The following is a 21,166-nucleotide window of genomic DNA, read 5'->3' on the forward strand; positions in this document are numbered from 1 at the left end:
TATACTCACTTTTCGTAATTGCCGTTCTGATGCCAGCGCCAGGCGTCGCCGATCATCGTCTCTAATGTTGACCTTTTTGGGGTCCAACCAAGCTCTTGCCCCGCGCGAACCGAGCCCGAAACCAGCTTGGTGCAATCGCCAGCGCGGCGCGGACCGATGGAATAGGGCACCTCGCGGTTGGTGACAGCTTTGGAATGGCCAATCACCTCCATCACCGAAAAGCCGGATCCGGTGCCAAGGTTGAACACGCGGCTGCCCTTGCCCTGTTCCAGCCAGTTCAACCCCAGAACATGGGCATCGACCAGATCACAAACATGCACATAGTCGCGGATACAGGTGCCGTCGGGCGTATCGTAATCGGTGCCGAATACGGTCAGCCCGTCGCGCTTGCCGTCAATGGCGTCCAGCATCAGCGGTACCAGATGAGTTTCGGGGCGGTGGAATTCACCCACTTCGCCCTCGGGGTCGGCACCGGCCACGTTGAAATAGCGGAAGATCACGTGATTCAGGCCATATGCGGCCTCAAAATCACGCAGGATATCTTCGATGGCCCGTTTTGAGGCACCATAGGCGTTCAGCGGCAGTTGCGGTGTGTCTTCATCCAGTACCACATTGTCATGCTCGCCATAAGTGGCGCAGGTCGATGAGAACACAAAGTTCAGACAACCGGCAGCCACGGCAGCCTCGATCAGGTTCAGTGACCCGGTGACATTGTTGGTCCAATATCTGCCGGGCTGCGACATCGCCTCACCCACCTGACTGAGGGCGGCGAAATGCATCACAGCGGCGGGCTGGTATTTGGCGAAAACCTCATCCAACCGAGCACGATCCAGCAGATCGCCCTGTTCGAACGGTCCGAATTTCACTGCGTCCTGCCAGCCAGTGATCAGGTTGTCATAAGTCACAGGCGTATATCCCGCCTGCGCCAGCGCCTTGCAGGCATGCGATCCGATATATCCAGCTCCGCCGGTTACAAGAATATTGGTCATCTGTTTTCCAGACAAAGAAGTTTGCGCCCTGCTATGCCATCCGGCGTGTCCAGGTCAGGGGGAAAAGAGATCAATCCAACCCCATCGCGGCCATCATTTCCTCAAGCTTGGGGACGTCCTGCGGGTTGTTCAGTTCCCAGAACTGGCGGCCTTTGGCCTCAACCTCGACGCACAGAACTTTGCGGCCATTTTCCATAAACCGCAGCTGTTCAAGCCCTTCCAGCTGTTCCAGCGGGCCCACCGGCCAGGTGGGATAGGCGGCCAAAGCATCGGGGCGATAGGCGTAGACGCCGACATGGTGGAAGACCGGGGTCTCTTGCTCGCCTGCGTAGGTCTCAGCGGTGAACGGGACGACCTCTTTCGAGAAATACATGGCGCTGTGATCAGCAGCAAAAACGGCGGTGGTGCCGCCAACGCGCCCGTGCTTGCGGTCGTTTAGCAGGCTGTTTAGCGCGTCGCCATCGCAGCGCAGCACGGGTGTGGCCACGCCCGCCTCAGGCGCGGCGCGCAGGCCAGCGACTAGGTCTTCAACAAACCAATGCGGTGTCAGCGGCGCGTCGCCTTGCAGGTTCACCACGATGTCATAGCCCGCGCCAAGGTTGGCATGGGTCTCAGCGCAGCGTTCGGTGCCGTTGCCGCAGCTTTCCGAGGTCATCACCACCTCGGCCCCGAACCCTTCGGCCACTTCGCGGATGCGGTCGTCATCGGTGGCAACAACCACCTTGTCGACGCCCGACACCGAACAGGCCGCACGCCAGGACCGTTCGATCAACGTCATCGCGGTGCCATTGGCCCCGGTCAGCGGAACCAGCGGTTTGCCCGGATAACGGGTCGAGGCATAGCGGGCGGGAATGGCGATCAGAACGGACATCAGGCCTCCTTCAGGTCAACACCCGGAGCGTAGGCGATAAAGAACGGGTTTGCATAGCCGTCCTTGCCATAGGTCAGCGGTGAATGATCATCAAAGCGCACCACATTGCCGCCCGCACCGGCCAGCACCGCGTGACCAGCGGCGGTGTCCCATTCCATCGTTCGGCCAACGCGGGGGTAAAGATCCGCTTCACCAGTGGCGACCAGGCAGAATTTCAGCGACGAGCCCGCGCTTTTGCTGTCCTTCACCTGATATTTGTTGATGTAATCCTCGGTGGCCTGATCGCGGTGCGATTTCGATGCGACGATCATAAGCGCCGAATTGTCCGGATTAGACACTGTAATGGGGATCACTTCCCCAGCCTGCGCCTTGTCCAACGCGCCGGTCTCTTCAACCGATTGACCGTTGGCTTGCGTATAGAACATGCGCCCTTTGGCCGGGGCATAAACCACGCCACGGGTTGGAACGCCGTTTTCGACCAACGCAATATTCACCGTGAAGTCGCCGCGACGGTTGATGAACTCCTTGGTGCCGTCCAGCGGGTCGACAATCAGGAACGTGTCCCCTTTTTCTGAATGCGATGCCGCCTGTTCCTCGGTCACCAGCAGAATATCCGGGAAGGCAGCGCGCAGACCGGCCGAAATCAGGGCGTCGGCAGCTTCGTCTGCTTCTGTCACCGGGCTGGAATCGGATTTGACCTTTACGTCGAAATCATCGGAATTGTAGATTTCCATGATCTTGTCGCCGGCTTCCAGAGCCAGCCGTCGAATGACGGGAATGAGGGCGTCGTAGGTCACAAAAATGCTCCGTTCCTGTGATTTGTTGATCGAATAGCCTGACGGCCTTATGATGTGCCGGTTACGGAACGGCAAGAATTTCGTGGCAGATTGCAGGCGAAAAAACGGGAAAGACGCTTCGGGTGTATTATTTCAAGCGAAACCAGTCCTTACTGGGCGGCGCGTTCACAACGGCCGAGCTGATTTTCCACGCCGTTGTTCGCAGCATACGGTCCCAGCATCACAACGCGGTCGTGGCCATAATCATCAACATCTTGCAGGTTCTCGCCCTAGTTTTGGTGTTATATACGATCCTGTCTTTCCTGGGACCACGTATTGCAAGAATCCGCGGCGAATTTGTCCTGTTTCTGCTGTCGGGCGTGTTTCTGTTCATCACCCATATCAAATCCGTCAGCGCGGTAGCGGGGGTCGGGACCGGCAACAACCCGATGATGCTGCATTCGCCGATGAACATGGTTGTCGTCCTGTTGGCCACCGCTTTTGGGGCGCTTTACACGCAGATTGTGACAATCATCGTGATCCTCTTTATTTACAGTGTAGCAGTCGCGCCAATTGAAATTCAGGAACCGGGCGGCGCTTTTGGCATGTTGATCCTGAGCTGGTTTGTCGGCTGCGCGATTGGCGTCGTCTTCATGGCTCTGCGACCGTGGTTTCCCACTTTTGTGACAGTCCTGACCAATATCTACCGGCGCTTGAACATGATCTTTTCGGGTAAAATGTTCGTGGCGAATGCGCTGGGCGGTGCCACGTTGGCCATGTTCACCTGGAACCCCCTGTTTCACATCATCGATCAGTGCCGCGGTTTTCTTTTCCGCAATTATTTTCCTCGCAACACCAGCTGGGAATATGCGCTTTGGGTGGGGCTGATCTTGCTGCTGATCGGCTTGTTGGGGATATTCTTCTCTCGTCAGCACGTGTCCCAAAGCTGGGAGGCGCGCCGCTAACCAGCCACACGCAGCGTCAGGTTGATCCGGCCACCCTTAGGCAACAGTTTTGATGACCCGAACCGGATGCGGTCGACACCGTGATAAGTCAACCGGGCGGGCCCGCCCATGATCACCACATCGCCCGAATTCAACCAGATGGATTCGGTCTTGCCGCCCCGTGTCTGGTTGCCGATGCGGAAAAGGGCATCATCCCCCAATGAGATTGACAGGACCGGCCAGGAAAAATCCGCCTCGTCCTTGTCCTGATGCAGCCCCATCCGGGCCCCTTCGCCGTAGTAGTTGATTAGGCAGCAGTCGGGATCGCGGGCCGGACTGGCGAGGTCGCGCCAGATATCAAGGATCTGCTCCGGGATCGCGGGCCAAACCGCGCCTTTGGGGTGTCGCGCCTGATATCGGTAACCCGTCTTGTCGGTGACCCAGCCCAGTGATCCGGCTGACGTCATACGCACCGACATTTCCTTGCCCGATGGCGTGACTGGCCGGAACAAAGGGGCCGATTTCAGAATCGGCCGCAGGCTGTCGATCAGCCGCACCTGCGCGGGCCCGTCCAGCCAAGCTTTCCTGATATCAAAACCGCGTAAAAGCAGCCGCGCCATCCGAGAATCCCCGATCCTTGCCAAAACCTTGCCAAAAAGGCCACAGATTCCCGAAAACCTGCGTTTTACAACGCTTGCAGGCCTCTGATCCCGCCCTTATATACGCCGGGACGCGCGATGGTGTAGGGCTGTTGCGCACATCAGATCGGGGCCGGGTGCCATAACGGGTTCGGACCTCGGGACATCGCCTTGAAGAGAAAGGGATTGAACATATGGGAAAAGTAATCGGGATTGACCTTGGAACCACCAACTCGTGTGTGGCCATTATGGATGGCTCGCAGCCGAAGGTCATCGAAAACGCCGAAGGGGCGCGGACCACGCCCTCGATCGTCGCCTTCACCGAAGATGAGCGACTGGTCGGTCAGCCTGCAAAACGCCAGGCGGTCACCAACCCCGACAACACGATCTTTGGCGTCAAGCGTCTGATCGGTCGTCGTGTGGATGATGCAGAAGTCGAAAAAGACAAGAAAATGGTGCCGTACGCCATCGTCGATGGCGGCAATGGCGATGCGTGGGTCGAAGCCCGCGGTGAAAAGTACTCCCCAAGCCAGATCTCGGCCTTCACTCTGGGCAAGATGAAGGAAACTGCCGAGAGCTATCTGGGTGAGGAAGTCACGCAAGCCGTGATCACCGTTCCGGCATATTTCAACGACGCACAGCGTCAGGCCACCAAAGACGCCGGTAAAATCGCCGGTCTGGAAGTGCTGCGGATCATCAACGAACCGACAGCGGCTGCGTTGGCTTATGGTCTGGACAAGGAAGAAACCCAAACCATCGCGGTCTATGACCTTGGTGGCGGTACTTTCGACGTAACCATTCTGGAAATCGACGACGGCCTGTTCGAGGTCAAGTCGACCAACGGTGACACCTTCCTGGGTGGTGAAGACTTTGACATGCGCATCGTCAACTACCTGGCGGATGAGTTCAAAAAGGAACACGGTGTCGATCTGTCTGCCGACAAGATGGCGCTGCAGCGTCTGAAAGAAGCTGCTGAGAAAGCCAAGATCGAACTGTCCTCGACCTCGCAGACCGAAATCAACCAGCCGTTCATCTCGATGGGTTCGAACGGTCAGCCGCTGCACATGGTCATGAAACTGACCCGTGCCAAGCTGGAATCGCTGGTGTCGGACCTGATCAAAAAGTCGATGAAGCCCTGCCAGGCCGCACTGAAAGACGCTGGTCTGTCAGCTGGTGACATTGACGAGGTTGTTCTGGTCGGTGGTATGACCCGGATGCCGAAAGTGATCGAAGAGGTCACCAAGTTCTTTGGTAAAGAGCCCCATAAGGGCGTGAACCCGGACGAAGTGGTTGCCATGGGCGCCGCCATTCAGGCCGGTGTTCTGCAGGGCGACGTTAAAGACGTGGTTCTGCTGGACGTGACGCCGCTTTCGCTGGGGATTGAGACGCTGGGTGGGGTGTTCACCCGTCTGATCGACCGCAACACCACGATCCCGACCAAAAAGTCTCAGGTCTTCTCGACCGCCGAAGACAACCAGAACGCCGTAACCATCCGTGTGTTCCAGGGTGAGCGTGAAATGGCCGCGGACAACAAGATCCTGGGTCAATTTAATCTCGAAGATATCCCGCCCGCACCGCGCGGCATGCCTCAGATCGAGGTGACTTTTGACATCGACGCCAACGGCATTGTCTCGGTTTCAGCCAAGGACAAAGGCACCGGCAAAGAGCAAAAGATCACCATCCAGGCCTCGGGTGGTCTGTCGGATGAAGACATCGACAAGATGGTCAAGGACGCCGAAGAGAACGCGGAAGCCGACAAGGAACGCCGCGAGCTGGTCGACGCCAAGAACCAGGCGGAAAGCTTGATCCACTCGACCGAAAAGTCGATGGAAGAGCATGCAGACAAGGTCGACCCGACCACCATCGAAGCTATCGAGCTGGCGATTGCCGCGCTGAAGGACGAGCTGGAGACTGAGAATGCCGACAAGATCAAATCGGGCATCCAGAACGTCACCGAAGCGGCCATGAAGCTGGGCGAAGCCATCTACAAGGCGCAAGCCGAAGAAGGTGAGGATGAGCCTGCGGCGGCAGATGCTGCGCCGGGTGAGGATGACATCGTCGACGCCGAGTTCGAAGATCTGGACGACGACAAGCGTAACTAACGGGTAACCGGGCCAATGCGGGCCGGTCCGGTTGCCGGGCCGGCCTATTTACGTTGAGGCAGAAGGAAACACTGATGTCAAAACGCGACTACTATGATGTGCTCGGCGTAGCTAAGGGCGCATCGGCGGATGAAATCAAAAAGGGTTTTCGCAAGAAAGCCAAAGAGTTGCATCCCGATCGCAACAAAGACAACCCGGATGCCGAGTCGCAGTTCAAAGAAGCCAACGAGGCTTATGATGTGCTGCGCGACGCTGACAAAAAGGCCGCTTACGACCGCTTTGGTCACGCCGCCTTTGAAAACGGTATGGGCGGCGGCGGTGGTCGTCCCGGCGCCGGCTTTGGTCAGGGTGATTTCTCCAGCGCGTTCTCAGACGTGTTCGACGATCTGTTCGGTGATTTCATGGGCGGCCAGCGTGGCGGCCCCGGTGGCGGGCGTCGTGCGGCGCGCGGATCGGACTTGCGCTATAACCTGCGTGTGACGCTGGAAGAGGCGTTTGCGGGTCTTCAGAAGACCATCAGCGTTCCCGCCGCCGTGGCCTGTTCGGCCTGTGACGGATCAGGTGCAGAAGGCGGAGTGGAGCCAACCACCTGTCCAACCTGTTCGGGCATGGGCAAGGTGCGCGCGCAGCAGGGTTTCTTTACCGTTGAACGCTCGTGCCCGACCTGTTCGGGGCTGGGTCAGATCATCAAGAACCCCTGTAAAGCCTGTGGCGGTGCAGGCCGCGTGGAAAAAGAACGCGCGCTGTCCGTCAATATCCCCGCCGGTGTGGAAACCGGAACTCGTATCCGTCTGGCGGGTGAGGGTGAGGCCGGTATGCGCGGTGGCCCTCCGGGGGATTTGTACATTTTCGTCGAAGTGTCGGATCATAAACTGTTCGAACGTGACAGTGTGAACCTCTACTGCCGCGTTCCTGTAAGCATGGCCAAGGCCGCGCTGGGCGGTTCGATCGAAGTGCCAACCATCGATGGTGGCCGTGGCCGTGTGCAAATACCAGCAGGCAGCCAATCGGGCCGCCAAATGCGCCTGCGCGGTAAGGGCATGCCTGCCCTGCGTGGTGGCGGTGTGGGTGATATGTTCATCGAGCTGGCGGTGGAAACGCCGGTTAATCTGACCAGCCGCCAGAAAGAACTGTTGCGCGAATTCGACGATCTGGGTGAAGATAACCACCCGGAATCAAAAAGCTTCTTCTCATCCGTCAAATCCTTTTGGGATGGGATGAAGGGCTAAGATCACGCCTCCAAGTTGCTAAAAGGCCGATCCCCTTGGATCGGCTTTTTTCGTTGCATAGGTCCAGTTTGTCCATGAACTTCGCAAAAATTGGCCCTTGAATCCCGCCGCATCCCCTGAGATTGTCGCGCCAACCGTTGGGGTGCCCTGATCAAGGGGCTGAGAGGCGTGAATGCGCTAACCCATCGAACCTGATCCGGGCAATACCGGCGTAGGGAACGGTCTACACACACAGACGTTTTCCATGCTGCGTTGCCCCTTGATGATGGAGCAACGATATGGCGCATATTGCCCTGACAATTGCGGGCTCGGACAGTGGGGGCGGGGCCGGGATTCAGGCGGATCTCAAGGCAATGTCTGCGCTGGGCGTCTATGGTGCCAGCGTGATCACGGCGGTCACGGCGCAGAACACGCGGGCTGTGACCGCAGTGCATGGCATACCGCTCAACGTAGTGGCCGCTCAGATCGAGGCGGTGCTGACCGACCTGGATGTGAGCGCGATCAAGATCGGCATGCTTGCGACCCCTGAAATTATTCAAACCGTTGCCGGGGCCATCGCTGGGTTTGATGGCCCCGTCGTTTTGGACCCGGTGATGATCTCCAAATCTGGCGATGCCTTGCTGGCACAGGATGCCGTTCAGACCCTGCGTGATGTTCTTTTACCCCAAGTGACCATGCTGACCCCGAACCTGCCCGAGGCCGCGTGTTTGCTGGGAACCACGGATGCCGAATCCCCCAATCAGATGATCGCGCAGGGGATGGCGTTGTGCGGGCTGGGCGCGCGGTCGGTATTGATGAAGGGCGGGCATGGGCGCGGCAAGGTTTGCCACGACGTGTTGATTGATCCCTCGGGCGTTGTGGCGGAATTCACCGCCCCTCGTTGCGATACGCGCAACACGCATGGCACGGGATGCACCCTGTCGTCTTCGATAGCAGCCGGGCTGGCGCGAGGGCTGAATCTGACCGATGCGGTTGCGCAGGCACACGAGTATCTGCAAGGGGCCATTGCTAAAGCTGACGGTCTGATGGTCGGGCAGGGACATGGGCCGGTTCATCATTTCCACCGGGTCTGGTCCGCGTGACCGTCTGGTCGGTCATAGGGGCTGGTGTGGCCGGATTGGCCGTGGCATGCGAGCTTGTGTCGCGCGGGGCACGGGTTCAGGTGTTCGACCCCGGTGGCCCTCCGGGGCCACATGGATGCTCGTGGTGGGCAGGTGGTATGCTAGCCCCGTGGTGTGAGTTTGAAAACGCCGAAGAACCGGTGTTGCGGCTGGGTCAGGCTGCGTTCGAGTGGTGGTCTACGCGTACTCAAGTGGAACAACGGGGCACACTGGTTGTTGCCAATCCGCGTGATCTGCCGGATCTGCGTCGGTTTGCCCGCCGGACCGGGGGGTATACCGAGATTAGTCAGGCCGAAATTGTCAATTTAGAGCCTGATTTAACCAGTTTCACCAAAGGTGTACACTTTGCGGATGAGGGGCATTTGGACCCGCGTCAGGCACTACGTGATCTACACCGACAATTGCTGGATCAGGGGGTCACGTTTCACCGTAAGCTGGCTCCAACCCGATTAGAGAACGCAATCGACTGCCGTGGTTTGCACGCCCGCGAGGTGCTGCATGACCTGCGCGGCGTCAAGGGTGAAATGCTGGTAATCCGGTGCCCGGACGTAACCCTGACCCGTCCAGTACGTCTGCTGCATCCCAGGATACCGCTTTATATCGTGCCGCGTGGTGATGGCGTTTACATGCTGGGCGCTACGATGATCGAAAGCGAGGATAGCAGCCGTATTACCGCGCGGTCCATGTTGGAACTGCTGAGTGCTGCGTATGCGTTGAACCCCGCTTTTGGCGAGGCCGAGGTGCTTGAAATCGGTGTCGATCTGCGCCCCGCTTTCCCGGATAACCTGCCCCGCATCCGGCGGCTGGGGCACACAATTTATGCCAACGGGCTGTACCGCCACGGTTATTTGCTAGCCCCCGCGCTTGCGCAGGGCGTGGCCGATCTGGCGCTGGACAACAAACATTCGGAGATGGTCGATGAAGATCGTGCTTAATGGCGAACAGCGCGAGGTGCGCGCCGAAATCCTGTCGGACCTTTTGGTCGAATGCGGGTATTCGGGGCGGGTGGCGACGGCTGTGAACGAGGATTTCGTGCCTTCGGGCCTACGCCTTGCCCATCGGTTGGCCGACGGCGACCGGATTGAGGTCGTCGCGCCGATGCAGGGGGGCTGAGGATGAAAAGCTTCTATGGCACCCAACTGCCCAATCCGCTGATGCTGGGCACGGCGCAATATCCCAGCCCTGCCATTCTGGAACAGGCGTTTCGTGACAGCAGCGCGGGCGTGGCCACAGTGTCTCTGCGCCGTGAATCCGGGGCCGGACAGACGTTCTGGCAGATGATCCGCGACCTGGGAGTTCTTATCCTGCCCAATACTGCAGGTTGCCACACGGTGAAAGAGGCCGTGACGACGGCCTATATGGCGCGTGAGGTGTTTGACACCAAATGGATCAAGCTGGAACTGATCGGCCACACCGACAGCCTGCAACCTGATGTCTTTCAGCTGGTCGAGGCCGCGCGCATACTGACCGAGGACGGTTTTCACGTTTTCCCCTACACAACCGACGATCTGATCGTGGGTGAGCGGTTGCTGGCCGCCGGGTGTGAGGTGCTGATGCCTTGGGGTGCGCCCATCGGGTCGGGGCGCGGGTTGAACAACGAATATGCCTTGCGCGCGATGCGGGCCGAATTCCCTGATGTTCCACTGGTGGTGGATGCCGGGATCGGCCGGCCCAGTCACGCCGCGCAGGCGATGGAGTTGGGTTATGACGCTGTTCTGCTGAATACCGCTGTTGCACGGGCCGGAGACCCCGCCGCCATGGCCCGCGCGATGATGCTGGCGATTGAGGCCGGGCAGTTGGCGTACCAAGCCGACCCGATCGAGGCGCGCGATATGGCCGAGCCTTCCACTCCGGTAATCGGAAAGGCCTTTTTATCATGATGTTAGATCGATTTTATCCGATCTTCGACCACTCTGATTGGTTGCGCCGGATGCTGCCCCTGGGTGTAAAGCTCGTGCAACTGCGGATCAAAGATCAGCTTGATGTGGTCATACGGGATCAGATCGCCCAATCGAGGGAACTATGCCGTGCCCACGACACCGTGCTGGTGGTCAACGACCATTGGCAGGCGGCTATCGACGCTGGTTGTGAGTGGATTCATCTCGGGCAAGAGGATCTGGACGAGGCCGATCTGAAAGGCATCCGCAAGGCAGGGCTTAAACTGGGCGTGTCCACCCACGATGGTGATGAGCTCGAGCGGGTTCTGACCATGGACCCGGAGTATGTGGCCTTGGGCCCGGTCTATCCGACGATCCTGAAAAAAATGAAATGGGAACAGCAGGGCCTGCCACGCGTCACAGAATGGAAGGCGCGGGTGGGGGATATTCCTCTGGTCGCGATTGGCGGCATTAGCGTTGAACGGGCACCGGGCGTCTTGCAGGCGGGGGCTGATATCGTCTCGGTCGTCACGGACATCACGCTGAATGCCGATCCAGAAATCCGTGTTCGCGAATGGATCGAGGTCACGAGATGAGCCGTTATGCCCGCCAGATGATCCTGCCCGAGATTGGGCCAGCCGGCCAGGCCCACCTGTCAACAGCGCGGGTTCTGGTGGTCGGCGCAGGAGGTTTGGCCGCCCCGGTCTTACCCTTGTTGGCCGGGGCCGGGGTTGGGCATTTGACCATCCTGGACAGAGATGAAATCGCGCTTTCGAACCTGCACCGACAGACAATGTTCGCTGAATCCGACTGTGGGCGCGCCAAGGCCAAAGTCGCCGCAAAGCGTTGCCGCGCTTTGAATGGTGACATCACTGTGATGGCCGAAAATCAGGCTCTAACAAGCCAGAATGCGCTGGATTTTGTCCGCAACTCTGACATTGTTCTGGACTGCGCGGACAGTTATGCGGCCAGCTATATCCTGTCGGATACCTGTTTGTTGCAGGGCAAACCGCTGATCAGCGCATCCGTATTGGGGCTGACCGGCTATGTTGGTGGGTTTTGTGCCGATGCACCATCCTTGCGTGCGGTGTTCCCGGATGCACCGGATAGCGGCGCGAGCTGTGCAACGGCCGGCGTGCTCGGCCCTGTCGTTGGGGTGATAGGTGCCATGCAGGCGCAAATGGCGCTGGGCGTGATCCTTGGCCTGGACCCCTCGCCCTTAGGACAGTTGGTACAGTTTGACGCCCGCACGCTGCGCAGCACCACATTCCGATTTGACGGCGCACCGGAACCAGCGCACCACTTTCCATTTCTCGCCGCCGACCAATTGACCGAAGATGATCTGATCATCGAATTGCGCACCTCGGACGAGGCCCCCAAGCCTCTTCACAGCAGGGCACGTCGGGACACAGTTGAATCCCTGAAAAAAGAGCCTAACAAAGGAAAAAGACTTGCACTTTGTTGCTCCAGCGGATTGCGTGCATGGCGGGCGGCTGAGCAAATTCAATCGGATTGGTCCGGTGAGATTGTCCTGGTTGCGGCCTCAACCACATGAGTGAAATGATGCCCCGGGCAGGTAGAAATTCGTTACTATCGACCAAAGGGGTCTAAAGTCGTTGGGGCGCGTTAACCTTTCGGAAACCGAATCTGCGCAAATCTGGGCGCATGACTCAGGACGCCTTTGCCGAAGCCCCGATGCTGTTTGAAAGTGACGAAGCCCCGGTGGCGCCGCTGACCTCGGGTCGGTTGCCGTCCTACATCAAAGACCACCGGAAACGCCTGCGGGAACGGTTCATGTCCGGCGGATCGGCGGCGATGCCGGATTATGAGCTGTTGGAACTGGTCCTGTTCCGTTCAATCCCGCGGCAGGATGTAAAGCCGCTGGCACGGGCGCTGATGGAAACGTTTGGGGATTTCAACAGGGTTATGACCGCGCCCGAGGAACGGCTGCGCCAGATCAAGGGTGTTGGTGACACGGTGATCACCGATCTGAAGATACTTGAAGCCTGCGCCCATCGCATGGCCCGCGCGCGGGTGATACAGCGGCACGTGATTTCAGGTTGGGATGCACTGCTGGACTATTGCCACACCACGATGGCGCATCGCGAGACCGAGCAATTCCGGGTGTTCTATCTGGATCGCAAGAACGTCCTAATCGCGGATGAGGAACAGGCCAAAGGCACTGTCGATCACGTACCGGTCTATCCGCGCGAGGTTGCGAAAAGGGCGTTGGAATTGAATGCGTCGGCCTTGATCCTGGTGCACAATCACCCTTCGGGCGATCCGACCCCGTCGCAATCAGATATCGATATGACCAATCGTATTCAGGACGCATGTCTGGCCTTGGGGCTGACACTGCATGATCATCTGATCATCGGCAAATCGAATGAGCTGAGCTTTCGGTCACAGGGATATCTGTAGCGGATCACTGAACCCAGATCTCGACCCGGCGGTTGATCTTGCGACCCCATTCGGTGTCGTCGCAGGCCATGGGCATCGCCTCACCAAACGCATTGACCTGCAATTCAACACTGTCGGGAATGGCTGTTTCCACCGCCGCCAGCACCGCATTGCGCACGGTTTTGGCGCGCAACAAGGCAATCCTCTTATTTGCGGTCGCGGCCCCATCGCCATCACTGAAGCCGACAAATACCAGCTTGCGCGCATTCAGCGTCCCGGCCTCAAGCTGTTGGGCCAAATGCTGGATGTTCGACCGTGATTGCGCATCGGGGCGGGACGAGCCTGCCTCGAACCTGACCGATAGTGATAGCCGGGACATGGGTCTTAGGGTATCGACCATGCGCTGCAATTCCTCCAATCCGACCTCGGGGCCACCCGAGGCCACCGCATTGGCCAGACGATCGCCCTGCAGTCCGATCCGCATCATCTCGGGTTCCTGATCGACAAAACCCGCCTTGCGAATCGCCTTTTGAGCCGCGTCGCTTTGGGTATAGGCCAGAAACTGTCGTGCGATACGGGGCAGGCGGCGTTTGGGCAGGTATAGGAACATGGGTGAGGTCAGCGGGTAGTCCTCGGTTTTGATTGTCTGCCGGGTGGCCGTCAACACGTGACCGCATCCACCGGTCAAGGGCAGTGCGCGGGCAGCGTCAGCCTCGGCCTGGCTAGCGATGCCGATGGCAAATGGGTCCTTCATGACCCTTTGAACCAGATCGCTGCTGCGCTCATGCCGGATCACGGCATCAGACAGAACGACTCTGGCGGGTGAAAGCAGTTGATCCTCGACCCCCTGTGCCAGACCTGATCCGGCGTCGGGCAGGTGCAGCGCAATAGGTGCGTCGGGTCCACCCAAGGCGGACCAATTGTCAATCGCGCCAGAAAACACCAAAGCAAGATCCGCGGGAGAGATTTGGGGCACGGGATTGTCCGGCGCCACAATGGGCACCAACGCATCCAACGCAACAACCCGCGACCGGCGTGCGTGGGTCAGGTCGCCCAAACCAGCGGCCTCGGCGGCCTCTTGCTCTGACGGGCGCATTTCGCGCAATGCCATGACAATGTCGGTCTGATCCGCGATCAGATCGGCAAAGCCCTGACCGGTATTGCCAATATCGAAATAGAACCGGCCCAGCGGCGCGTCGCGCCCATCCTGATGAAGCTCGTATATCAAACTGTCCGGAGCGGGCTGGCGGGACGTGGCTGACAACCCTTCCTGTTCGGCAAAGCCCATCAACAATGCAGGCAACACCTTTTCGGCCATGACGGAAGAGCCTGAAAACCGCAGTTCGCCCACGAAATCGGTAAGATTGGGGCAGGCAGGGCCATCGCAGGTCACGCCTGAGCCATCCACCGTCAGCTCACCAAATTGGGTGTCGACGCGGTAGAACTCTCCGTCAAAGCCAAGCAGGGTGCCTGTCACCTCGACCTTGCCGTCATGAGAGGTGAGCGTGATATCCTGTGCCTGAACGGCTGAGGAAAGTGTTGCCGAGAACAGTGCAGCCGCCGCCACACGAAAAAATGTCATAGGAAGTTCGAGCCTGCCTGCGGTTTTAGTTTGCCGCGATTGTCAGGTTTTGGAACAGATTATTCAACACCAGAAACTCACCTGTTTTGGAACAGTCTGGAAAGTTCAGCGTTAATTCGCGTGGTCTCAGTTTCCGGTCTTCACGCAACTCCAGCGACTGGACGTTCAGGTCCGTTCCGCAATTTTCTGCCGTCACCTCAGCCTCGACCGTCAATTCGATCGAGCCCGATTGATCTGATTGCGCGGCGGGAAATGAATAGATCTCGAGGTTGCGCGCATCGCTGAAAGTCGGTTGCGTTAGCTGAACGACACTGCCTGCGCCTTGCGAGTCAGACTGTGCCGAAACATGACCGGCATCCCCATAGCTGGCCCCAAATTCCAGCGCGTGGATCTGTAACTCGGTCGTGCCCTGCCATTGTAAGACAACGCGGGCATACTGGCCAATGTCGGGGACGTGAGTGGTGGCTACGGTCCCTTTCTGATCGTCAAGAGAGATCAGGAAGATCGCGTATTCCGACAAGGCCGGTATAGTCAGGTCCAGCGTGCCATTGGCGTCTGTCTGCTGGGTTACGGTCAGTCCACTGTGATGCACCTCGATCCGTTCATTGCCGTAGCAGGGGGCCTTGATGATCAGGCGCGCGGCAGCACCGGGCACGGCGCGTGCGCGGGCGCTCAGGCTACAATCAGCGTGATCAGAGGGGGTTGACCGACTGGGAGCCTCGACTCGTTGTGCAGAAGGGATGGCGCGGTCTGTTTCCTGGGCGGGGGTCGAGGAGGTCAAGACGATGTCCTCCAGCCCAGGAATACCGGCGCCTTGATCAGCGGCCGCAAGTTCAGTGCCCTGCACGTCAGCTGACCACGCAGGAAATCCGTTTTGCATCAGGTAACCAATTGCCAGCGCGCAAACGACTGTGCCGCCGGTGGTCACGTAGTTCTTTATTACAAACAAGACACCCTCCCCAGTTGAAGGAGCGAGTCGCATATTGATTCCAAATCACGGCCAATATGTGGCCGTGAGGGGGACTCAATGTGTCTCAATTATGCTGACGTTAGGTCAGGCGCCCGTGGCAATGTTTGAACTTTTTGCCCGATCCGCAGGGGCAACGGTCATTGCGTGATGGGTTGCCCCAGGTGCTTGGATCATCCTCGACAAAGCCGGGACGCGGATCGCCCGAGGCTTCGGCCTCGGCTACCGCTTCGGCCCGTTCGGTCGCTTGTTCGACCTGCTGCTGCGTTTGTGCCTGTTGTGCTTGCATCTGCGCCAGCATTTCCCGCTGCTCTTCTTCAGACAGCGGGCGCACGCGTGACAATTGCTGAGTCACGGTCTCACGCAGGCTATCGAGCATCGACTCGAACAGCTGGAAGCTTTCGTTCTTGTATTCGTTCAGCGGATCGCGCTGGGCATAGCCGCGGAACCCAACGACCGAGCGCAGATGTTCCAGCGTCAGCAGATGCTCGCGCCATTTGCCGTCGATTGTGTTCAACAGCACCTGTTTTTCGATGTTGCGCATGTTTTCGGGACCAAAGGCCGCCGCTTTTTGCGCCATCATCTCGTCTGCGGCGTTGATCAGACGTTCGCGTACCTGCTCGTCATCCACGCCTTCTTCGGCGGCCCAGTCCTGTACAGGCGCGTCTATGGTCAGCTTATCCTTGACCGCCTCGTGCAGACCGTCTGTGTCCCACTGATCGGCATAGGATTTTGGCGGCATATGTTCGTCGATCAGATCGTCGATCACCTGTTCACGCATATCCGAGACGATCTCGGACAGGTCGTCCGAAGACATGATTTCGCGGCGTTGGCTGAACACTACCTTCCGCTGATCGTTCATCACGTCGTCGAATTTCAGGACGTTCTTGCGCATGTCAAAGTTGCGGCCTTCGACCTTGGACTGTGCCCGCTCCAGTGACTTGTTCACCCAAGGGTGGATGATGGCTTCACCTTCTTTCATGCCCAGGGTGGTCAGAACCTTATCGAGCCGTTCCGACCCAAAGATGCGCATCAGGTCGTCTTCAAGGCTCAGGTAAAACACGGTGCGGCCCGGATCGCCCTGACGGCCCGAACGGCCACGCAGCTGGTTATCGATGCGGCGGCTTTCGTGACGCTCGGACGCCATCACATAAAGACCACCGGCTGCCAGGACCTTTTCCTTTTCCTCGGCATGGCGGGATTCTTCAGCGGCACGCAGCTGGGCAGGGTCGGCTTCGGGGTTTTCGGCCAGTGCCTGCAGAACCTTCATTTCCACGTTGCCGCCCAGTTGAATGTCGGTGCCGCGACCGGCCATGTTGGTGGCGATGGTCACCGCGCCCAGACGGCCGGCATCGGCGACGATCTGCGCCTCTTGCTCGTGTTGGCGGGCGTTCAGAACATTATGTGCAATGCCTTCCTTTTGCAGCAACTGACTGAGCAATTCGGACTTTTCGATTGACGTAGTGCCCAACAGGACTGGCTGGCCTTTTTCCTGCGCTTCCTTGGTCTCTTCAATCATCGCGCCGTATTTCTCACCGGCGGTGCGATAGACCTGATCGTCCTCGTCAACACGCGCAATCGGCTTGTTGGTCGGAACCTCGACCACGCCCAGACCATAGATTTCCTGGAATTCCTCAGCCTCGGTCAACGCGGTGCCGGTCATGCCACCCAGCTTGTCGTACAAGCGGAAATAGTTCTGGAAAGTCACGCTGGCCAATGTCACGTTTTCCGGCTGAATCTGCACGCCTTCTTTGGCTTCGATGGCCTGATGCAACCCTTCAGAGAGGCGACGGCCCGGCATCATCCGACCGGTGAATTCGTCGATCAGCACGACGTCTCCGTCACGGACGATGTAATCCTTGTCGCGGGTAAACAGCTTGTGCGCGCGCAGCCCCTGGTTCACGTGGTGTACGACCGTTGTGCTTTCTGGATCGTACAGCGAATGCCCTTCGGGGATCAGCCCCGCGGCAATCAGTTGCTGTTCCAAAAACTCGTTGCCCTCATCGGTGAAGGTCACGTTGCGGGACTTTTCGTCCAGCGCATAGTGATCGTCCTGCAGCGAGGGGATCAATCCATCAATGGCGGTGTACAGATCCGAACGGTCCTGCGACGGCCCCGAGATGATCAGCGGCGTACGTGCCTCGTCAATCAGGATCGAGTCAACCTCGTCCACAATCGCGAAATTGTGGTATTTCTGGTAAATCTGGTCCAGCTCGGCCTTCATATTGTCGCGCAGATAGTCGAAACCCAGCTCATTATTGGTGGCATAGGTCACGTCACAGGCGTAAGCGGCTTTCTTCTCGGCGTCAGGTTGGCCCGACCAGATCACGCCGGTGGTCATGCCCACGGATGCAAACACCTTGCCCATCCATTCCGAGTCGCGCTTGGCCAGGTATTCGTTCACCGTAACCACGTGCACGCCCTTGCCGGTCAGCGCATTCAGGTAGGCGGGGAAGGTGGCGACCAGCGTCTTGCCTTCACCGGTCTTCATTTCCGAGATGTTGCCCTGATGCAGGAACGCGCCGCCCATCAGCTGCACGTCAAAGGCGCGCAGACCCAGCGCGCGTTTGGCGCCTTCGCGGACGTTGGCAAAGGCTTCGGGCAGCAGGTCATCCAGGCTTTCGCCGCCCAGCGCGCGTTTGCGCAGCTCGGCGGTTTTTTCGATCAGGCCGTCATCGGACAGTTTCTCGAACTCTGGCTCCAGCGCGTTGATTTTCTCGACCAGCGGGCGGGTCGCCTTAATCTTGCGGTCGTTCGGTGTTCCGAACACCTTTTTGGCGAGCGTTCCGAGTCCCAGCATGTTCACTCCAGCGGATCTGTTCTTATCGTGGTTGCGACAGGCTTGCCCACCTTGCGCGCAACCCATAGATACGGGGGGTGAAAGGCGGCCCTGTCCAAGGCTTCAAAGCGATGTAAGCGGCAGGTCCCAGAGTGTCAACGCCACGCCCTGTCGCGGCAAAGAAATAGGATGATTCCATGCCCAAAGGCCTCACTTTTCTGCCATCGTTGGCGCTTGCTGCTGTGATGGCCCTGCCATTGGCCGCCGAAACCAAACCTGATGCCGCCACCGTGGTTGCCCGTGTGAACGGTGATGAAATCACATTGGGTCACGTCATCGCCACTGCGGCTGTGCTGCCCGAACAGTACCAGCAGATCGAAGACGATGTTCTGTATGATCTGATCCTGGATCAGCTGATCCAGCAACAATTGTTGAGCCAGCAGCAGGACGCTTTGAGCAGACTGAACACTCTGGCCTTGGAAAACGAGACGCGATCCATGCGGGCGGTACAGACTGTGGATGCGTTGATCGACGAAAACCTGACCGACGACGTGATTCAAGACGCCTATGACGCCCAGTACGCGGATTTCGAAGGTTCGGACGAGTTCAACGCCAGCCATATTCTGGTGGAAACGGAAGACGAAGCCAAAGATATCAAGGCACAGTTGGATGACGGCGCCGATTTTGCCGAGATGGCCAAAGAACACTCCACCGGCCCATCGGGCCCGAATGGGGGTGAGCTGGGTTGGTTCGGACCTGGTCAGATGGTCCCGGAATTTGAGGCGGCCGTGATCGCGCTGGACAAGGGTCAGATTTCGGAGCCAGTGAAAACTCAGTTCGGCTGGCATCTGGTCACCCTGAACGATAAGCGCAAAACCGAAGCGCCAGAATTGGAACAGGTAAGGGCCGAGTTGACGCAGACCCTACAGCAGGGCGTCATTCAGGCCCGGATCGACGAGTTGACCCGCGAGGCCGACATCGACCGCCCCGCCCCCGAGGGTGCTGGCCCCGAAGCGCTGCGTCAGATCGAACTGCTTCAGGAGTAACCCCCGTGGCCACGATCACCAAGGTATCCCCGCTGGCCCCGGCGGCCTTTCCCGATTTGCCCGCGATTGACGGTGTGCGGTTCGCCACAGTCGAGGCCGGAGTGCGCTATCAGGGCCGTAATGATGTTATGCTGGCGGTGCTGGACCCCGGCACCTCGGTGGCCGGGGTGTTCACACGGTCCGCCACACGCGCGGCCCCGGTTCTGGACTGTCAGGACAAGATCGGCGGTGCCAGCGACGGGCCAGCGGCGATCCTGGTGAATTCGGGCAATGCCAATGCCTTTACCGGTCACTATGGTCAGACCTCGGTGACCGAGGTGACGCAGGCTGTCTCCAAGGCCACCGGTGTTCCGGTCGAACGGGTCTTTACCTCTTCCACCGGCGTGATCGGTGAACCGCTGCCCCATGACCGCATTGTGGCGCAGCTTGAGACCCTGAAGGCGGGCCTCAGCCGTCATGCGGTTGAGGATGCGGCACGCGCCATCATGACCACGGACACGTTCCCGAAAGGGGCTTCGGCGCAGGTCGAGATTGATGGCAAAACAGTCTCTATTGCGGGGATTGCCAAGGGTTCCGGCATGATCGCCCCGGATATGGCGACGATGCTGGTTTACATTTTCACTGACGCGCAGGTGGAACAGTCGGCGCTGCAGGCGCTGCTGGGTGCGCAGACGGACCGGACGTTCAACTGCATCACGGTGGACAGCGATACCTCAACCTCGGACAGCCTGCTGCTGTGCGCGACCGGTGCGTCAGGCGTGGATGCGACGGGCAATGCCGCCTTTGCCGAGGCACTGGATGGTGTGATGTTGGATTTGGCACAGCAGGTGGTGCGCGACGGAGAAGGGGCGACCAAATTCGTGGAAATCCGCGTGACCGGGGCCGCCTCGGACGCGGATGCCAAGGTGCATGGGTTGGCCATCGCCAACTCTCCTCTGGTGAAAACCGCCATTGCGGGCGAGGACCCGAATTGGGGCCGTGTGGTCATGGCCATCGGTAAATCGGGTGCCGCGGCGGATCGGGACCTGCTGAGCATTTCTTTCGGTGACATTCTGGTGGCTGAGAAAGGCTGGGTCAGCCCCGACTACAGCGAGGACGCTGCCGCCGAATATATGAAAGGTCAGGATCTGGTGGTCTCGGTCGATCTGGGGCTGGGTGGGGGCAAGTCCACCGTTTGGACCTGCGATCTGACCCACGGCTATATCGAGATCAACGCGGATTATCGCTCGTGAAACCGGAGCAATTCCAGCAAAAGTGGAGCCCGGTTTTGCGTCCGGGATTGCGACCATGAAAACCGTATTAGTGTCTGCCGTCGCCCTGATCGATATCGAGGGCCGGGTGCTGCTGGCGCAGCGCCCCAAGGGCAAATCCATGGCTGGTCTGTGGGAATTCCCCGGCGGTAAGATTGAACCCGGCGAAACCCCCGAGGCCGCACTGATCCGCGAATTGCATGAGGAACTGGGTATCGACACCTGGGCCTCGTGCCTTGCCCCGCTGACCTTCGCCAGCCACAGCTACGACGATTTTCACCTGTTGATGCCCTTGTTTGCCTGCCGCAAGTGGGAGGGGATACCGCAATCCAAAGAAGGTCAGTCCCTGAAATGGGTCCGCGCGAATGATTTGCGGAACTACCCGATGCCGGCTGCGGATGTGCCGCTGATCCCGATTTTGCGGGACTGGTTGTAAATCTGTCAAATTGGACGTCGGTACGAAAACAATTCCGTTTTCAGCCAAGAGAATGTGAATGCAATGTGAACAACGCGTTGCTTCTGTATTTATTATTATTGATGCAAACTCTGTTAGCTTAAGGCGAGTCGAAAACACCTAACGGTGCCTGTCTGCAGA

General features: G+C 58.8%; 20 protein-coding genes and 1 riboswitch. Of the genes, 13 read left to right on the forward strand and 7 right to left on the reverse strand.

Annotated features, from left to right (window positions below; translation table 11 throughout):
- Nucleotides 1–5: 5 nt before the first annotated feature.
- The 3 genes from galE to cysQ all read right to left on the reverse strand — a co-directional run bounded on the left by galE (nt 6) and on the right by cysQ (nt 2,657).
- Nucleotides 6–989 carry a UDP-glucose 4-epimerase GalE gene (gene galE / locus AB1A64_RS16600; protein WP_366552433.1) on the reverse strand — a complete coding sequence of 328 codons (984 nt, stop codon included), beginning with the start codon at nt 987–989 and terminating at the stop codon, nt 6–8.
- A 70-nt stretch (nt 990–1,059) separates the two neighbouring features.
- Nucleotides 1,060–1,860 carry a manno-octulosonate cytidylyltransferase gene (locus tag AB1A64_RS16605; RefSeq protein WP_366552434.1) on the reverse strand — a complete coding sequence of 267 codons (801 nt, stop codon included), beginning with the start codon at nt 1,858–1,860 and terminating at the stop codon, nt 1,060–1,062.
- Nucleotides 1,860–2,657 carry a 3'(2'),5'-bisphosphate nucleotidase CysQ gene (gene cysQ, locus AB1A64_RS16610; RefSeq protein WP_366552435.1) on the reverse strand — a complete coding sequence of 266 codons (798 nt, stop codon included), beginning with the start codon at nt 2,655–2,657 and terminating at the stop codon, nt 1,860–1,862. Before cysQ ends, AB1A64_RS16605 begins: the two co-directional genes overlap by 1 nt.
- 122 nt (nt 2,658–2,779) lie before the next feature.
- Between cysQ and AB1A64_RS16615 the strand changes: the two genes are divergently transcribed.
- Nucleotides 2,780–3,601: an ABC transporter permease gene (locus tag AB1A64_RS16615; RefSeq protein WP_366552436.1), complete on the forward strand. Its 822-nt coding sequence runs from the start codon at nt 2,780–2,782 to the stop codon at nt 3,599–3,601.
- Here the strand turns inward: AB1A64_RS16615 and AB1A64_RS16620 are convergent.
- Nucleotides 3,598–4,200, reverse strand: coding sequence for an alpha-ketoglutarate-dependent dioxygenase AlkB (locus tag AB1A64_RS16620; RefSeq protein WP_366552437.1), 603 nt, complete (start codon nt 4,198–4,200; stop codon nt 3,598–3,600). The two genes, AB1A64_RS16615 and AB1A64_RS16620, sit on opposite strands and share 4 nt — an antisense overlap.
- A 212-nt stretch (nt 4,201–4,412) precedes the next feature.
- On the opposite strand from AB1A64_RS16620, the gene dnaK reads away from it, so the two are divergent.
- The 9 genes from dnaK to radC all read left to right on the forward strand — a co-directional run bounded on the left by dnaK (nt 4,413) and on the right by radC (nt 12,968).
- Nucleotides 4,413–6,320, forward strand: coding sequence for a molecular chaperone DnaK (gene dnaK / locus AB1A64_RS16625; RefSeq protein ID WP_366552438.1), 1,908 nt, complete (start codon nt 4,413–4,415; stop codon nt 6,318–6,320).
- Between the two features lie 74 nt (nt 6,321–6,394).
- Entirely contained in the window at nt 6,395–7,549 is a 1,155-nt protein-coding gene (gene dnaJ, locus AB1A64_RS16630; RefSeq protein ID WP_366552439.1) for a molecular chaperone DnaJ, read from the forward strand.
- A 128-nt stretch (nt 7,550–7,677) separates the two neighbouring features.
- Nucleotides 7,678–7,784: riboswitch (TPP riboswitch) on the forward strand.
- 43 nt (nt 7,785–7,827) lie between these two features.
- Nucleotides 7,828–8,631: a bifunctional hydroxymethylpyrimidine kinase/phosphomethylpyrimidine kinase gene (gene thiD / locus AB1A64_RS16635; RefSeq protein ID WP_366552440.1), complete on the forward strand. Its 804-nt coding sequence runs from the start codon at nt 7,828–7,830 to the stop codon at nt 8,629–8,631.
- Nucleotides 8,628–9,605, forward strand: a complete 978-nt coding sequence (locus AB1A64_RS16640; protein ID WP_366552441.1) for an FAD-dependent oxidoreductase — start codon at nt 8,628–8,630, stop codon at nt 9,603–9,605. Before thiD ends, AB1A64_RS16640 begins: the two co-directional genes overlap by 4 nt.
- The gene (thiS, locus tag AB1A64_RS16645) at nt 9,589–9,783 is read left to right on the forward strand and encodes a sulfur carrier protein ThiS (protein ID WP_366552442.1); all 195 of its coding nucleotides are present in this window, start codon (nt 9,589–9,591) and stop codon (nt 9,781–9,783) included. The genes AB1A64_RS16640 and thiS overlap by 17 nt, the downstream gene beginning before the upstream one ends.
- 2 nt (nt 9,784–9,785) lie before the next feature.
- On the forward strand, nt 9,786–10,550 hold the full coding sequence (locus tag AB1A64_RS16650; RefSeq protein ID WP_366552443.1) for a thiazole synthase: 765 nt from the start codon (nt 9,786–9,788) through the stop codon (nt 10,548–10,550).
- The gene (locus AB1A64_RS16655; protein WP_366552444.1) at nt 10,547–11,143 is read left to right on the forward strand and encodes a thiamine phosphate synthase; all 597 of its coding nucleotides are present in this window, start codon (nt 10,547–10,549) and stop codon (nt 11,141–11,143) included. Before AB1A64_RS16650 ends, AB1A64_RS16655 begins: the two co-directional genes overlap by 4 nt.
- Nucleotides 11,140–12,102 carry a HesA/MoeB/ThiF family protein gene (locus tag AB1A64_RS16660; protein WP_366552445.1) on the forward strand — a complete coding sequence of 321 codons (963 nt, stop codon included), beginning with the start codon at nt 11,140–11,142 and terminating at the stop codon, nt 12,100–12,102. Before AB1A64_RS16655 ends, AB1A64_RS16660 begins: the two co-directional genes overlap by 4 nt.
- Nucleotides 12,103–12,212: 110 nt before the next feature.
- Entirely contained in the window at nt 12,213–12,968 is a 756-nt protein-coding gene (gene radC / locus AB1A64_RS16665; RefSeq protein ID WP_366552446.1) for a DNA repair protein RadC, read from the forward strand.
- Between the two features lie 4 nt (nt 12,969–12,972).
- Here radC and AB1A64_RS16670 read toward each other — a convergent pair whose 3' ends face one another.
- The 3 genes from AB1A64_RS16670 to secA all read right to left on the reverse strand — a co-directional run bounded on the left by AB1A64_RS16670 (nt 12,973) and on the right by secA (nt 18,296).
- Nucleotides 12,973–14,529, reverse strand: coding sequence for a phosphate ABC transporter substrate-binding/OmpA family protein (locus AB1A64_RS16670; protein ID WP_366552447.1), 1,557 nt, complete (start codon nt 14,527–14,529; stop codon nt 12,973–12,975).
- Between the two features lie 25 nt (nt 14,530–14,554).
- A complete protein-coding gene (locus AB1A64_RS16675) occupies nt 14,555–15,478 on the reverse strand; it encodes a hypothetical protein (RefSeq protein ID WP_366552448.1) in 924 nt (307 codons plus the stop codon).
- A 100-nt stretch (nt 15,479–15,578) separates the two neighbouring features.
- Complete coding sequence (gene secA, locus AB1A64_RS16680; protein ID WP_366552449.1) at nt 15,579–18,296, reverse strand: preprotein translocase subunit SecA; 2,718 nt, start codon at nt 18,294–18,296, stop codon at nt 15,579–15,581.
- A gap of 176 nt (nt 18,297–18,472) precedes the next feature.
- Here secA and AB1A64_RS16685 point away from each other — a divergent pair, with 176 nt between their 5' ends.
- The 3 genes from AB1A64_RS16685 to mutT are packed head-to-tail and all read left to right on the forward strand — an operon-like array spanning nt 18,473 to nt 21,007.
- Nucleotides 18,473–19,321, forward strand: a complete 849-nt coding sequence (locus tag AB1A64_RS16685; protein WP_366552450.1) for a peptidylprolyl isomerase — start codon at nt 18,473–18,475, stop codon at nt 19,319–19,321.
- Nucleotides 19,322–19,326: 5 nt separating this feature from the next.
- The gene (gene argJ / locus AB1A64_RS16690) at nt 19,327–20,553 is read left to right on the forward strand and encodes a bifunctional glutamate N-acetyltransferase/amino-acid acetyltransferase ArgJ (RefSeq protein ID WP_366552451.1); all 1,227 of its coding nucleotides are present in this window, start codon (nt 19,327–19,329) and stop codon (nt 20,551–20,553) included.
- 55 nt (nt 20,554–20,608) lie between these two features.
- Entirely contained in the window at nt 20,609–21,007 is a 399-nt protein-coding gene (mutT, locus tag AB1A64_RS16695) for an 8-oxo-dGTP diphosphatase MutT (protein ID WP_366552452.1), read from the forward strand.
- The last annotated feature ends 159 nt before the right edge of the window (nt 21,008–21,166 follow it).

The organism is Ruegeria sp. ANG10, assembly GCF_040705255.1.
Taxonomy (GTDB): domain Bacteria; phylum Pseudomonadota; class Alphaproteobacteria; order Rhodobacterales; family Rhodobacteraceae; genus Ruegeria.

What these genes read in the sequence shown, in the direction of transcription:
- galE (WP_366552433.1), bottom strand. Translation starts at nt 989, where the DNA reads ATGACCAATATTCTTGTAACCGGCGGAGCTGGATATATCGGATCGCAT.
- AB1A64_RS16605 (WP_366552434.1), bottom strand. Translation starts at nt 1,860, where the DNA reads ATGTCCGTTCTGATCGCCATTCCCGCCCGCTATGCCTCGACCCGTTAT.
- AB1A64_RS16620 (WP_366552437.1), bottom strand. Translation starts at nt 4,200, where the DNA reads ATGGCGCGGCTGCTTTTACGCGGTTTTGATATCAGGAAAGCTTGGCTG.
- dnaK (WP_366552438.1), top strand. Translation starts at nt 4,413, where the DNA reads ATGGGAAAAGTAATCGGGATTGACCTTGGAACCACCAACTCGTGTGTG.
- dnaJ (WP_366552439.1), top strand. Translation starts at nt 6,395, where the DNA reads ATGTCAAAACGCGACTACTATGATGTGCTCGGCGTAGCTAAGGGCGCA.
- thiD (WP_366552440.1), top strand. Translation starts at nt 7,828, where the DNA reads ATGGCGCATATTGCCCTGACAATTGCGGGCTCGGACAGTGGGGGCGGG.
- thiS (WP_366552442.1), top strand. Translation starts at nt 9,589, where the DNA reads ATGAAGATCGTGCTTAATGGCGAACAGCGCGAGGTGCGCGCCGAAATC.
- AB1A64_RS16650 (WP_366552443.1), top strand. Translation starts at nt 9,786, where the DNA reads ATGAAAAGCTTCTATGGCACCCAACTGCCCAATCCGCTGATGCTGGGC.
- AB1A64_RS16655 (WP_366552444.1), top strand. Translation starts at nt 10,547, where the DNA reads ATGATGTTAGATCGATTTTATCCGATCTTCGACCACTCTGATTGGTTG.
- AB1A64_RS16660 (WP_366552445.1), top strand. Translation starts at nt 11,140, where the DNA reads ATGAGCCGTTATGCCCGCCAGATGATCCTGCCCGAGATTGGGCCAGCC.
- radC (WP_366552446.1), top strand. Translation starts at nt 12,213, where the DNA reads ATGACTCAGGACGCCTTTGCCGAAGCCCCGATGCTGTTTGAAAGTGAC.
- AB1A64_RS16670 (WP_366552447.1), bottom strand. Translation starts at nt 14,529, where the DNA reads ATGACATTTTTTCGTGTGGCGGCGGCTGCACTGTTCTCGGCAACACTT.
- secA (WP_366552449.1), bottom strand. Translation starts at nt 18,296, where the DNA reads ATGCTGGGACTCGGAACGCTCGCCAAAAAGGTGTTCGGAACACCGAAC.
- AB1A64_RS16685 (WP_366552450.1), top strand. Translation starts at nt 18,473, where the DNA reads ATGCCCAAAGGCCTCACTTTTCTGCCATCGTTGGCGCTTGCTGCTGTG.
- mutT (WP_366552452.1), top strand. Translation starts at nt 20,609, where the DNA reads ATGAAAACCGTATTAGTGTCTGCCGTCGCCCTGATCGATATCGAGGGC.